Here is a 12635-nt window from a genome sequence, read left to right as displayed (position 1 = left end):
ACTGCGGACACGGTGACACACAAGCAGAGAGACTACCGGGCCGACGGCAACGCCGAGATCCAGTTGCCGAGCAGACGGATGCCGGCTTCGCCGCTCTTCTCGGGGTGGAACTGGGTCGCCGACAGCGGACCGTTCTCGACCGCCGCGAGGAACGGCGAGCCGTAGTCGCACCAGGTGAGCGCCGGCTCGCGGAACGGCCGCGTGACCTCCAGCGTCCAGTGCTGCGCCGCATAGGAGTGCACGAAGTAGAACCGCTCGTGCTCGATGCCGCGGAACAGCGTCGTCCCCTCCCCCGCGCGCACCGTGTTCCACCCCATGTGCGGCAGCACCGGGGCGTCGAGTTCGGTGACCGCGCCCGGCCACTCGCCGAGCCCCTCGGTCTCCTCGCCGCGCTCCACCCCGTGCTCGAACAGCACCTGCATGCCGACGCAGATCCCCAGCACGGGCAGGCCGCCGGCGAGGCGCCGCTCGATGATCTCGTCGCCGCGGGTCGCGCGCAGCGCATCCATCACGGCACGGAAGGCGCCGACTCCGGGCACCACGAGGCCCGCGGCATCCTGGATCAGCCCGCGATCCGCCGTCAGCCGCGCGTCCGCCCCGGCGGCGACGAGCGCCTTGACGGCGGAATGGACGTTGCCGGATCCGTAGTCCAGCACCGCGACCAGCGGTCGCGTGCCGACCTGCGCGTCGCCGTCCGTCACAGGGCTCCCTTCGTACTGGGGATGCCGTGCACGAGCGGATCCTGCGCCTTCGCCTGGCGGAACGCCCGGGCGAACGCCTTGTACTCCGCCTCGGCGATGTGGTGGGGGTCCCGCCCGCCGAGGACCGTCACGTGCACCGTGAGCCCGGCGTTGAACGCCAGCGCCTCGAAGGTGTGGCGCACGAGCGAGCCGGTGAAGTGGCCGCCGATGAGGTGGTGCTCGAAGCCGACGGGCTCCCCCGTGTGCACGAGGTAGGGCCGTCCGCTGATGTCCACGACGGCCTGCGCGAGCGCCTCGTCGAGCGGCACGAGCGCGTCGCCGTAGCGCGAGATGCCGCTCTTGTCGCCCAGTGCCTGCCGGATCGCCTGGCCGAGCACGATCGCCGTGTCCTCGACGGTGTGGTGGGCGTCGATGTGGGTGTCGCCGGAGGCGCGCACCGTCAGATCGGTGAGCGAGTGCTTCGCGAACGCGGTGAGCAGGTGATCGAAGAACGGGACCGTCGTGTCGATGCGGCTCTGCCCCGACCCGTCGAGATCGAGCTCGAGCTCGATCGTGGACTCGCTCGTCGCGCGCCGGAGCGAGGCGGTGCGGGGGGCAGAAGTACTCATGCGCCGAGTCTACCGAGCGCCCGCACGACCGCTTCCGCGTATTACCGGCGCGTGCTACCGCGCGGTGGCTCCGCCCGGGCCCAGCGAGGCGAGCGCGTCGAGGAACGCGGTCGACTCCTCCTCGGTGCCGGCCGTCACCCGCAGGCTGTGCGGGATGCCGACGTCGCGGATGAGGACGCCCCGGTCGTAGAGGGCCTGCCACGTGGCGGCCGGGTCTTCCACGCCCGCGAAGAGGACGAAATTCGTCCAGCTCTCGAACGGGCGGTAGCCGAGCGCGTCGAGGGTCGCCGAGATGCGGTCGCGCTGACCGACGATGTCGTCGACCATCGCGAGCATCGCGGGCGCGTGCCGCAGCGCCGCGGTCGCGGCGGCCTGGGTGAGCGCGCTGAGGTGGTACGGGAGGCGCACCAGGCGCAGGGCGTCGATCACGGCGGGGTCGGCGGCGAGATAGCCGACACGGGCACCCGCGAACGCGAAGGCCTTGCTCATCGTGCGCGACACCACCAGACGCGGACGATCGGGCAGGAGCGTGAGCGCCGAGCGCGAATCGCGCGGCGCGAACTCCTGGTACGCCTCGTCGACGATCACGATGCCGGGCGCCGCGTCGTACACCGCCTCGATGACGTCGAGGCCGAGCGGGGTGCCGGTCGGGTTGTTCGGCGCGCAGAGGAAGACGATGTCCGGCTGGGCGCGCTCGATCTGGGCGGCGGCGTCCTCCGGGGCGAGGGTGTAGTCGACGCCCCGGGTGCCGTGCGCGTAGGTCGCCCCCGTCGCCCGCGTCAGCAGCGGGTACATCGAGTAGGTGGGAGCGAAGCCGAAGGCGGTGCGTCCCGGACCTCCGAAGGCCTGCAGCAGGTGCTGGAGGACCTCGTTCGACCCGTTGGCGGCCCAGATCTGAGCCGCCGACAGGCCGTGACCCAGATACTCCGCGAATCCCTCGCGCAGAGCCGTGAACTCCCGGTCGGGGTACCGGTTCACCTCGCGCAGCGCGCGCGCGACGCTGTCGAGGATGTCGTCGGCGACGTCCTCCGGCACCGGGTGGGTGTTCTCGTTGACGTTCAGCGCCACCGGCAGCGGCGCCTGGGGCGCCCCGTAGGGTGTCAGCCCGCGCAGATCGTCGCGGAGGGGAAGGTCATCGAGTCGGACGCTCACCCTGAACATCGTAGACGGCGCACTGCACGGCGCGGCGCCCCGAGAGGGCTCCCGGCGCCGGGAGCATCAGCGCCCGGCGCTGTACTCCGCCGGGATCGCGACGCTCTGGCCGATGTCGAGGCTTCCCGACGGCAGCGCGTTCAGCCGCATGATCGCGTCGACCACGTCGCGCGGATCGGCATCGGGCGCGACGGCGTGCGCGATCGACCAGAGCGTGTCACCGGGCTGCACCGTGACGTGGGCGAAGGAGACCCCGGAGCCGTTCTCGTTCGAGGCGAGCGCGCCGCCACCGGACAGGATCGCGATGCTGAGGGCGATCACCGCGGGCACGGAGGCGAGCAGCGCGAGGACCCGCCGACCCCGTGCCGTGAGACGCAGTCGCGTCGGGGTGTTCGTCGTGCGGACAGTCGTCATCGGGGTCGCCGCGACGAGACGGCCACGGGGCGAGGCGCCGAGGATGTCGATCGTGGTCATGGGTTCCTCCTCAGGACGGGTGTCTCCGGGTGTCGAGAGATTCGCATCCGATCCTCGGCCGGGAGGGCCGGATGCGAATCTCTCTTCCGAATGTATCTTCGATGGTGTTCGGGTGTCAAGCACACGGTTCTCGCAGATGAATCGAAGGCGACACGCGGGCGCGTGCCGGTCGAGGCTGCGAAAACCGGATACGGTTTCGACAAGACGACCCCATCACCTACCTCCGACATTCGAAGGCGACGCCTTCGGGGGGACGCGATCGAAGGAGCGCGCGACATGGCCGAGAAGCCTCAGACACGCAGGCGGAAGAGCCTCAGCGACAAGCAGCTGAAGATCCTCGAGGTGATCCAGACCTCCATCGCCCGCCACGGCTACCCGCCGAGCATGCGCGAGATCGGCGATGCCGTCGGACTGAAGTCGCTGTCGAGCGTGACCCATCAGCTCAACCAGCTGGAGCTCAGCGGCTACCTGCGCCGCGACGCGGGCAAGACCCGCGCGATGGAGGTGCTCATCGACCTGCCCGGCGCGGCCGCGGAGAACCCCGCCGACCTCGCGCCCGCCCTCGGCGATGCCGCCCTCGTGCCGCTCGTGGGCCGCATCGCCGCCGGCGTGCCGATCACCGCCGACCAGCAGGTCGAGGAGATCTTCCCGCTGCCGCGACAGCTCGTGGGCAAGGGCGACCTGTTCATGCTCAAGGTCAGCGGCGAGTCGATGATCGACGCCGCCATCTGCGACGGCGACTGGGTCGTGGTGCGCTCGCAGCCGACGGCGGACAACGGCGAGATCGTGGCGGCGATGCTCGACGGCGAGGCCACCGTCAAGACCTTCCGCCAGCGCGACGGCCACACGTGGCTGCTCCCCCGCAACTCCGCGTTCGAACCGATCCTCGGCGACGACGCCGTGGTGCTCGGCCGCGTCGTCGCAGTTCTGCGCGCCGTCTGAGGATGGCCACCGCGCGCGGGGTGGCGTCGACGGCGGTGATCGTCGTCGCGGCGGTCCTGCTGCCCCTGTCGATCGTCAGCGGATGGGCGCGCACGCAGCTCGTCGACGAGGACGCGTTCGCGGCCACCCTCGCGCCGCTGTCGCAGGCCGTCGAGGTCCAGGACGCCGTGATCGCGGCATCGACCACGGCGATCGATGAGCGGCTCGACACGGCGGCGCTGACCGGCACGGTCATCGACGGCCTGATCGACCTCGGCATGGGCGACCGCGCGGCGCAGGCGCTGCGGCGCCTGGAAGGCCCGGCGGCGACGGCGCTGCAGCAGCTCGTGCACGTCGCCGTGGCCGACGCCGTGCGCTCGGACGCGTTCAGCACCGTCTGGGAGCAGGTCGTCCGCCGCTCCCATCGGGCGCTGACCGTCGCGGCGACCTCCGACGGCGGCGGCGTCGTCGTGCAGACGGCCGACGGCCTCGGCATCCAGATCGGCGCGATCGTCGCGGCCGTCGAAGAGCGCCTCGTCGCGCAGGGCGCTCCGCTGGCTCCGTTCATCCCCGAAGTCGACCACGTCGTGATCATCGGTTCGGGTGACACCCTTTCGGCGATCCGGACGGGCTACGCCGTCGGCGTCGCTCTCGGCGGGTGGATGCCGGTGGTCACGGCCGTGCTGTTCATCGGCGGGGTCGTGCTCGCGCGACGCCGCGCCGCCGCTCTCGCCCGGGCGGGCATCGCCGCGGGGATCGGGTCGGCGATCCTGCTGATCGCCGCGGGGGTCGGCCGCCCGTGGGTGGCGTCCTCCGCGACGCAGGCGGACTTCTCCTCCGCCGCGGCGCTCGCGATCTACGACCGGCTCCTCGCCGGCGCCGTGGGCACGGCCGTGGTGGTGCTCATCGTGGCCCTCGTCCTCGTCGGAGCGGGCTGGCTCGCCGGCGCCTCGCAGCGCGCCGTGGCGCTGCGCCGCCGCGTGGCCCACCGGTGGGCTCACCGGACAGACGAGGCAGCCGCCGACGAGCCCACCGCGTGAGAGACGGCCTCAGTCCTCGTCGCGGTGCGGCTCCCGCTCCGGTGCGAGGACCGGCGCCAAGGCGACCCACGCCTCGGCGCGGACGAACACCGGGACGGCGTCCCGCGCCGACACGTCGACGGTGACCACGCGTCCGCCGGTCAGCGCCGCGCCGGTGCGCGCCTCGACCCACGATCCGGACGGCAGGTACACCGGCCACTCCCGTGCCCCGGGCTCGAGCACGGGGGCGACGAGCAGGTCGCTGCCCAGCATCCACTGCAGCGGATGCCGCCACACGGCCGCATCGGTCGGGTGGTCGAAGTACAGGGGGCGCATCATCGGCACCGACGAGGAGACGGCGCGCGCCGCCGCCTCGGCGAGGTACGGCACGAGGCGCTCGCGCAGCCGGACGAGCGCGCGCACCTCGGGGATCACCGCCTCGTCGCCCGTCCGCTCGGCGATGTTCCACGGCGTGCGGTCGTTGGAGGGCAGCCGGTGGTGGTTGAACTCGGAGTGGTACTGCATGATCGGCACGAACACGCTCGCCGCCATCGCCCGCACGTACAGTTCCGCGTCGGGGATGGGACCGGAAAAGCCCGCGATGTCCCAGCCCCAGTAGACGATCCCGCAGGATGCCGCGGAGAGCCCCGCGAACATCGACCAGCGGAACGCCTCCCACGTGGAGTTCTCGTCTCCCGCCCAGTACGCCCCGTGCGCGGGTGAGCCGGTGAAGCCGGCGCGACTGAAGGTGACGGGAGCCTTGCCCGCCGACTCCAGCAGCCGACCGTACGCGGCGGCGTAGGCCACGGGGAAGCGGTTGTTGGCGACGTCGCCGGAGGAGCCGTCGAGGTAGACGAGATCCTCGCCCCACGCGTGCTCGCCGCCGTCGGTCTTGAAGCCGTCGATGCCGACCTCCTCCACGAGGTAGCGGCGCTTCTCGGTCCACCACGCGGCGGCACGCTCGTCGGTGAGGTCGGGCATGAGCGAGAGCGGGAACCACCACCCGCGGTTGCGGTACGGCCGCAGCGTCCCGTCCGGAGCGCTCTCCCGGATGACGACGCCCTCAGCGAGCGCGGCGCGCGCGTCCGCGGCCGCCTGGCCGGTGGGATGCGGGCGGAGCTTGAGCAGCGGGATCTGCCACAGGTGCACACGCACGTCGTGCGCATGCAGCGCGTCGACCATGCCCTTCGGGTCGGGCCAGGCGCCGTCGGCGGGGAAGGTGAAGTCGGCCAAGCGCATCGGGCCGCCGTCCTCGCGCACCGCGTACTGCGCGTCGCGGAAGATCGTGAAGCTCTTCTCGTCGCTCCATGCCTCGATCACCACGTTGCGCACGGGGATGTCGTGCTCACGGTGGAGCGCCATCTGGCGCTCCACCTCGGCCTGCGTGTTCCACTCGTTGCCACTGGCCCACAGCCCGAACACCCAGTCCGGAAGGACGCGGGGGCGTCCGGTCTCCGCGAGGAAGGCGTCGAGCACGGTCGTGGGATCGCCCGTGTACAGGGCGAGCGAGAGTGCGGCCGGCGCGCCGGAGGCGGCATCCACGTCGGCCTCGATCACCAGGCGATCGGAGACCTGCTCTCCGATGTCGAACCACACGCGACGCGACGTGCGCACGTGCAGCCCCCAACCGGCGCCGCCCACGACGTGCGCGAACGGCATGGGCAGGTAGGTGCGCCGGTGCGCCCCCTGGCTCTTGTACTGCTCGAACACGACGGCGTCCAACTGCGCCCCGCGGTGATCGAGCGCGTCGTAGCGTTCACCGAATCCGGTGACGTGCTCCCCCGGCGCGAGCGGGAGGGCGAAGCGCAGGCGGTGGATCCGCTCGCCGTCGTCGAGCACCTGGAGCGTGCCCGGCACGACGTCCACGGCGGTCCCCTCGACCGCGAGCGCCGCGGCATCCGCGTCGCGCCACGCCGCGACCCGGGTCTCGAACCAGCGGGTGGAGCCGCCGCGGTCGGTGCCGGCGGCGGCGAACCGGTAGCGCAGCACGCTGCCGGCCGGCGGAGCCTGAAGCTCCACCTGCCATCCGCCCGCGGCCCGCGCGGTGCGCGCCTGGGCCGAGGCGAGGTGCCCGCCGTCGACGGCCTGTCCGCGCGACGACCGGGCGACGCGCGCGAGCGGGAGGATCACCGCGTCGGCGCCGTCCACCCGCAGCTCGACCGTGACCGCGTCGATGTCTCCCGACGTGCGCACGCCGAGGCGCACCGGCTCGCCCGCCACCGGCTGCACCGGACTGCGCTGCTCGGTGTCGTCGGAGTAGGGATGCCCGGACCCGGAGGGACGATGACGGATCATGCCGCGAGCTCCCCCCGGTCGACACCCAGCTCGACGGCCAGGCGCAGCACCATCGCATGACTCCACAGCAGCGGGGTCGCGACCGGCCCCCATCGCTCGAGCCACTCCTGGCGGTACCCGGGCGCGAGCAGATGCCCGTCGACCTGCTCGGGCAGCATCCCCTCCGCGGTGGCGGTCGACGCGGCCCATTCCAGGAGGCGCAGGGCCTCGTCGCGCTCGCCCGCCGCCGCGTAGGCGAGACCGAGGAAGCACGACAGGAGCGGCCACCGTCCGCCGCCGAAGAACGTGTCGGCGCGGAAGCGGTATACCCCGCCCTCGACCTCCAGCTGCTCCGACACCGCGCGGAGGGTCCCCGCCCCCAGTGCGGAATGCGCATCGATCACACCCAGCGGTGCGAGGAGCGCACTGAGGCTGCCGTCCACGGCATCCGAGCCGATCCACTTCACGAGGTGCCCGTCGACCACGGCGTCCCGCGTGAGACGGGCGGTGACCTCCGCCGCTCCCGCGCGGGCCCGCGCGGCGCGCTCGCCCGTGACCAGTCCGGCGTCGGCCGCCGCACGCAGGCCCGCGGCGATGCACCCGAGCGTCGAGGCGTGCACGGCCTCGTCGTGCTCCTCCCACCAGTCGTAGCAGGGGCGCGCCCACGAGCTCAGAAGGTAGTCGACGGTGAGCGCGGCGGCATCCGCCCACCGCGTGGGGTCGATGCCGTGTCGGTCGCAGTGAGTGGCCGCGGCCCAGAGCCAGGTGCCGTAGCCGTCGAGCTGGAAGTCCCACCAGTCGTCCGAGCCCAGTCCGCCGTCGAAGGTGAAACGGGCGGGCAGCATCTCTTCGTCGGGCAGCGGGGTGCCCGCATCCGCCGCTTCGACGATGTCGCGGATGCGGTCGGCGTAGCGGGCGACGACCATCGCGCACCAGTCATGGAACGCCGAGGCGGAGGCCGCCTCGCCCGCGGCGGAGGCGCCGTCGGCGATGAACGAGCCGTCGCGGAACCAGCAGTACCCGCGGTACGCCGAGAACGACGGCGACGCCGGGTAGGCGCCGTTGGGCTCCTGCAACGAGGTGATGACGGTGCGGGAGCGGTCGAGGAGGGCGTCGAGCGCGACGCGGGGTGTGGTGGTCATGGGTCCGTTCCGTGGGAGTCGCGGTGGTCGGGGCGGGCGGACCCGCCCCGACCTGAGGGGATGTCAGCCGAGGAGGGGCGTGATGCGCTTCTCGGCGTCGGCGAGGGCCGCTTCGACCGTCTTGCGGCCGGCGGCGGCCTCGGTCAGCTCCTCGGTGACGATGTCCTGCATCTCGGCCTGGCCGTCGCCGATCGACGGCGCGAGCGCGACCTCCTCGAGCGAGTCGAACACGGCCTGGCGGTTGGCCGGCGGGGTGATGTCGAGGTAGGCGGACAGCGCCGTCTGGTCGGCGATCGGCGGGAGCTCCCAGCCGGCCGTCAGACGCGTGTCGACGGTCGTCTTCGAGCTCGTGAGGAACTCGGCGAACTTCGTGGCCGCCTCCTTGTTCTTCGTGCCCGCAGACACGCCCACGGCGTTGGAGAACAGCGCGCTCGCGTGCTGCGTGTCACCCGGCTCGACGGCGATGTCCCAGGAGATGCCGGCGTCGGCCAGGCCCCCGAACATCCAGATGCCGCTGTGCCACATCGCCAGCTTCCCGTCCGCGAACAGCTTGCTGTCGAAGTCGGGGGTGCCCGCACCCTGCTCGGCCGTCGGCATGGTCGTGCCGCTCTTGCCGACGAGCCAGGTGGCGGCGGCGATGCCCTCCGGGCTGTTGAAGCCGACCTTGCCGTCGGCGGTGAGGAACTGCCCGCCCGCCTGGGCGACGGCCTTGTAGAACTCGTGGTACGAGATGGGCTGGTAGTCGCCCCACACCCCGGCGCCCGCGTCGGTGAGCTTCTCGGCGGCGGCCTTCTCGTCCGCCCACGTCCAGTCGGCGGTCGGGTACGCGAGACCCGCGGCATCGAACAGGTCGGCGTTGTAGAACAGCACGACGTTGGAGAAGGAGCTCGGCAGCGCGTACGAGGTGCCGTCGGTGGCGTAGGCGTCGACGAGCGAGGCCTGGTAGACGCTCGTGTCCACGCCGTCCAGCGCGGCGAGGACGCCGCTCTTCTGATACGCGGCGTAGTTCGCGAACTCGATGTCGAACACGTCCGCCGCCGTGCCGCCGGCCAGGTCGGTCTGCAGCGCCGTGAAGTAGTCGGTGTAGGGCAGCGTCTTCACCTCGACGGTGATGCCGGGGTTCTCCTTCTCGAAGGCGTCGACGATCGCCTGGAGGTTCTTCTCGTTGCCGCCGGCCGAGATGAAGTTCGAGTACGTGATGGTCACGTCTCCCCCCGCGGCGGGCGAGCCGGAGCCGGAGCATCCGGCGAGGGCGAGGCCGGCGACGGCGAGGACGCCGATCCCGGCGATGGGTGCTGTGCGGTTCATGCGATATCTCCTTCGATACGGGTGTGCGAGGTGAGGTCGTGCGGGTCTTACTTGATGCCGCTGGAGGCGACGCCCTGGATGACGTAGCGCTGAGCGAACAGATAGATGGCCAGCATCGGGAGGATGCTGACGACCGAGCCCGCCATCATCACGTCCCACTGGGTCGTGTACTGGCCCTGCAGCCCGGCGAGCGCCAGCGGCAGGGTCTTGAGCTCGGCCGAGCGCAGGATGATGAGCGGCCACAGGAAGCCGTTCCAGCTGTTCATGAACGAGAACACGGCCAGCGTCGCGAGCGTCGGCCCCACCAGCGGCAGCACGACCGTGCCGAAGATGCGGAAGTGGCCCGCGCCGTCGAGGGTCGCGGCCTCGTCCAGCTCGCGCGGCACGGCGTTCATCGCCTGCCGGAGCAGGAACACGCCGAATGCGCTCGCGACGCCCGGCAGCAGCACACCGAGATAGGTGTCGACGAGGCCGAGGTCTCGCATCTGCACGAACAGTGGCACGATGAGCACCTGGATGGGGATCATCATCGTCGCGAGGTACACCGCGAACACCACGGAGCGCCCACGGAAGGGCAGACGACTGAAGGCGTAGGCCGCGAGCGAGCTGGTGATCAGCTGGAGCAGCGCGGTGGCGACGGCCAGACCGAGGGAGTTGGCGATGATGCGGGCGAACGGCAGTTCCGCGAACAGCGTCTGATACGCGGAGAACGACGGCTCCTCCGGGATGAGGCGGGGCGTCGCGTCCAGGCCGGCGCCCGGCGAGAACGACGTCGACAGCGTCCACAGGAACGGGAAGAACATCACGACCGCGCCGGCGATCAGCACCGCGGCCAGGAGGGCGCGCTGGGTCTTCTCACGCATAGGTCACCCACTTCTTCTGGCCGACGATCTGCACGACGGTGACGCCGAGCACGAGGATGAACAGCATCCACGAGAGGGCCGAGGCCTCACCGGCGGCGCCGTAGCGGAATGTCAGGTCGTAGATCTGCTGCACGACGACGGTGCTCGAGCCGGCCGGACCGCCGCCGGTCATCGCGTAGACCTGGTCGAAGACCTGGAAGCCGTTGATCAGCGAGATCACGACGACGAAGAACGTTGAGGGCGACAGCAACGGCAGGGTCACGTTGAACAGGCGCCGCCACGGGCCCGCGCCGTCCACCTTCGCGGCCTCGTACATCTCCTGCGGGATGGCCTGGAGCCCGGCGAGCAGGATGATCATGACGAACCCGAGGTCCTTCCACGCCGAGGCCAGGATGATCGAGGGCATCGACCACGCCGGGTCGGTCCACCAGCCCGGCCCGTCGATGCCGAACACCGCGAGGGTCGCGTTGACGATGCCGACGGACGGGTTGAGGAGCCAGCGCCACACCAGGGCGACCACGATCCAGCTCGTCACGACGGGAAGGAAGTACACACCGCGCAGGATGTTGCGACCACGCAGCGGCACGTTGAGGGCGAGGGCGAGGGCGAGACCGCCGATGTAGACGAGCGGCAGGTAGCCGACGAGGTAGTAGAGCGTGTTGAAGAACGCCCGCTGCGTCGCCGGATCCTGCACGAGGTGGACGTAGTTGTCGAGCCCGACCCACTTCATGGGGGCGAGCAGGTTCCATTCGTGCAGGCTCGTCCACAGCGCGCCGAACATCGGGTAGATCGTGAAGAGGGCGAGCGGGATGGCGCTCGGCAGCAGGAACGCGAGCACCGTGAGCGCGTAGCGCAGTCGTCGCCGGGGCCGCCGCACGGGCCGGGTCCGGATCGCCGCGCGTCCCGTCGTGGCCGGGAGAGGCCGGGCCGTGAGGGTCATCTCGCGCCGCCGCCTTCTCCGGGCTCGACCGCACGCGCCACGGCGAGCCGCTCGCGCACGAGACGTCCCTGCTCCCCCGAGCGCCCCTGGTCGTCGAACGGGGTCGAGAGCACGAGCGAGGCCGCGCCCTGCGCCCAGCGGTCGTCCTGCCACGTCTCGACCGCCACCGGCACGGCCCGGTTGCGCGGGATGAGGCCGGCGCGAAACGCCGGCTCGAATCCGAACGACCAGTGTCGCCACGACTCGACGCCCTCACCGAGGAGGATCACGATCTCGGGGTCGACCACGTTGACCACGCCCGCGAGGACCCGACCGAGCAGATGTCCGGCGTGCGAGAAGAGCTGCTGGGCGCCCGCGTCGCCCGCGTCCGCCGCGGAGCGCAGCGCGCCGATGCCGGCATCACGGCCGATGATCCCCTGCTCGCGGGCGCGGCGCACGAGGGCGTCCTGGCCGACGATGGCTTCGAGACAGCCGCGGCCGCCGCACTGGCAGAGCGGACCGTCCTCCTCCACGGGGACGTGCCCGATCTCGCCCGCCCCGCCGCTCCGGCCCCGCAGCACGCGGCCGTCGGCCACGAGCCCCGCACCGACGCCGGTGCCGATCGTGAGGACGAGGACGTTCTCGTGCCCCCGCGCCTGGCCGTGCAGCGCCTCGGCGATCGCGAGGGCGTTGACGTTGTTCTCGACGAGGACCGGGAGGTCGAGCTCGCGACGCAGCGCTTCGCCGAGGGGCACGCGCTGCCAGCCGAGCTGCGTGGAGTCGACGGTGCCGACCGCCTGCTCCTCGACGTTGCCGGGCACGCCCACCCCGAGACCGAGGAGCGGGGCGCCGTCGCCCCCGGCGATGAACGCGCGCAGCTTCTCGGCCAGGCGTGTCGTCGCGGTGCCCGAGGCCGCATCGAAGGGCTCGGTCGCGGACCGGACGACGGTGCCGTCGATCCCGACCTCCACGACGGTGATGTGGTCCGCGACGACCTTGACGCCGATCGCGCGACCCGCGTCGGCCACGAGTCCGAGGAGCCGCGCCGGGCGTCCGCCGCTGGAGGGGCTGTGGTCGAGCTCGACGAGCAGCCCGTCGGCGATCAGCTGACGTGTGTGCTGGGTGATGAGCGCGGGCGAGACGTCGAGCTCGCGCGCCAGGTCGGCCCGCGAGGTGGGACCGCTGCCGCCGATGAAGGCGAGCACGGCCGATCGAGTGACATCGGCTCGGGCGGATGAAGACGGCACGGGAACC

12 protein-coding genes are annotated in these 12635 nt (G+C 71.8%); 2 read left to right on the top strand and 10 right to left on the bottom strand.

Annotated features, from left to right (window positions below; translation table 11 throughout):
• Positions 1 to 32: 32 nt before the first annotated feature.
• The 4 genes from hisH to MHO01S_RS08340 are packed head-to-tail and all read right to left on the bottom strand — an operon-like array spanning position 33 to position 2935.
• Entirely contained in the window at positions 33 to 701 is a 669-nt protein-coding gene (gene hisH / locus MHO01S_RS08355; RefSeq protein ID WP_060959503.1) for an imidazole glycerol phosphate synthase subunit HisH, read from the bottom strand.
• Positions 698 to 1309: an imidazoleglycerol-phosphate dehydratase HisB gene (gene hisB / locus MHO01S_RS08350; RefSeq protein ID WP_060959502.1), complete on the bottom strand. Its 612-nt coding sequence runs from the start codon at positions 1307 to 1309 to the stop codon at positions 698 to 700. The genes hisH and hisB overlap by 4 nt, the downstream gene beginning before the upstream one ends.
• A 54-nt stretch (positions 1310 to 1363) precedes the next feature.
• The gene (locus MHO01S_RS08345; RefSeq protein WP_060959501.1) at positions 1364 to 2470 is read right to left on the bottom strand and encodes a histidinol-phosphate transaminase; all 1107 of its coding nucleotides are present in this window, start codon (positions 2468 to 2470) and stop codon (positions 1364 to 1366) included.
• A 57-nt stretch (positions 2471 to 2527) separates the two neighbouring features.
• Positions 2528 to 2935, bottom strand: a complete 408-nt coding sequence (locus MHO01S_RS08340; protein ID WP_082734141.1) for a LysM peptidoglycan-binding domain-containing protein — start codon at positions 2933 to 2935, stop codon at positions 2528 to 2530.
• A 276-nt stretch (positions 2936 to 3211) separates the two neighbouring features.
• On the opposite strand from MHO01S_RS08340, the gene lexA reads away from it, so the two are divergent.
• Positions 3212 to 3877 (top strand): transcriptional repressor LexA, encoded by a 666-nt coding sequence (gene lexA / locus MHO01S_RS08335; protein ID WP_060959500.1) that lies wholly within the window; start codon positions 3212 to 3214, stop codon positions 3875 to 3877.
• A gap of 2 nt (positions 3878 to 3879) precedes the next feature.
• Complete coding sequence (locus MHO01S_RS08330) at positions 3880 to 4896, top strand: hypothetical protein (protein WP_061782141.1); 1017 nt, start codon at positions 3880 to 3882, stop codon at positions 4894 to 4896.
• Between the two features lie 9 nt (positions 4897 to 4905).
• On the opposite strand, the gene MHO01S_RS08325 is transcribed toward MHO01S_RS08330, so the two are convergent.
• The 6 genes from MHO01S_RS08325 to MHO01S_RS08300 all read right to left on the bottom strand — a co-directional run bounded on the left by MHO01S_RS08325 (position 4906) and on the right by MHO01S_RS08300 (position 12628).
• Positions 4906 to 7170, bottom strand: coding sequence for a glycoside hydrolase family 31 protein (locus MHO01S_RS08325; RefSeq protein ID WP_061782140.1), 2265 nt, complete (start codon positions 7168 to 7170; stop codon positions 4906 to 4908).
• Entirely contained in the window at positions 7167 to 8291 is a 1125-nt protein-coding gene (locus MHO01S_RS08320; RefSeq protein ID WP_061782139.1) for a glycoside hydrolase family 15 protein, read from the bottom strand. The genes MHO01S_RS08325 and MHO01S_RS08320 overlap by 4 nt, the downstream gene beginning before the upstream one ends.
• A gap of 63 nt (positions 8292 to 8354) precedes the next feature.
• Positions 8355 to 9599 carry an ABC transporter substrate-binding protein gene (locus MHO01S_RS08315; protein WP_060959496.1) on the bottom strand — a complete coding sequence of 415 codons (1245 nt, stop codon included), beginning with the start codon at positions 9597 to 9599 and terminating at the stop codon, positions 8355 to 8357.
• A gap of 47 nt (positions 9600 to 9646) precedes the next feature.
• Complete coding sequence (locus MHO01S_RS08310; RefSeq protein WP_060959495.1) at positions 9647 to 10462, bottom strand: carbohydrate ABC transporter permease; 816 nt, start codon at positions 10460 to 10462, stop codon at positions 9647 to 9649.
• The gene (locus tag MHO01S_RS08305) at positions 10455 to 11402 is read right to left on the bottom strand and encodes a carbohydrate ABC transporter permease (RefSeq protein WP_082734139.1); all 948 of its coding nucleotides are present in this window, start codon (positions 11400 to 11402) and stop codon (positions 10455 to 10457) included. Before MHO01S_RS08305 ends, MHO01S_RS08310 begins: the two co-directional genes overlap by 8 nt.
• Complete coding sequence (locus tag MHO01S_RS08300; protein WP_061782138.1) at positions 11399 to 12628, bottom strand: ROK family transcriptional regulator; 1230 nt, start codon at positions 12626 to 12628, stop codon at positions 11399 to 11401. Before MHO01S_RS08300 ends, MHO01S_RS08305 begins: the two co-directional genes overlap by 4 nt.
• Between the last annotated feature and the right edge of the window lie 7 nt (positions 12629 to 12635).

This window comes from Microbacterium hominis NBRC 15708 (assembly GCF_001592125.1).
Classification (GTDB): domain Bacteria; phylum Actinomycetota; class Actinomycetes; order Actinomycetales; family Microbacteriaceae; genus Microbacterium; species Microbacterium hominis.
Note: the sequence above shows the minus strand (reverse complement) of the source record. Positions and strands in the feature narration are given on the sequence as shown.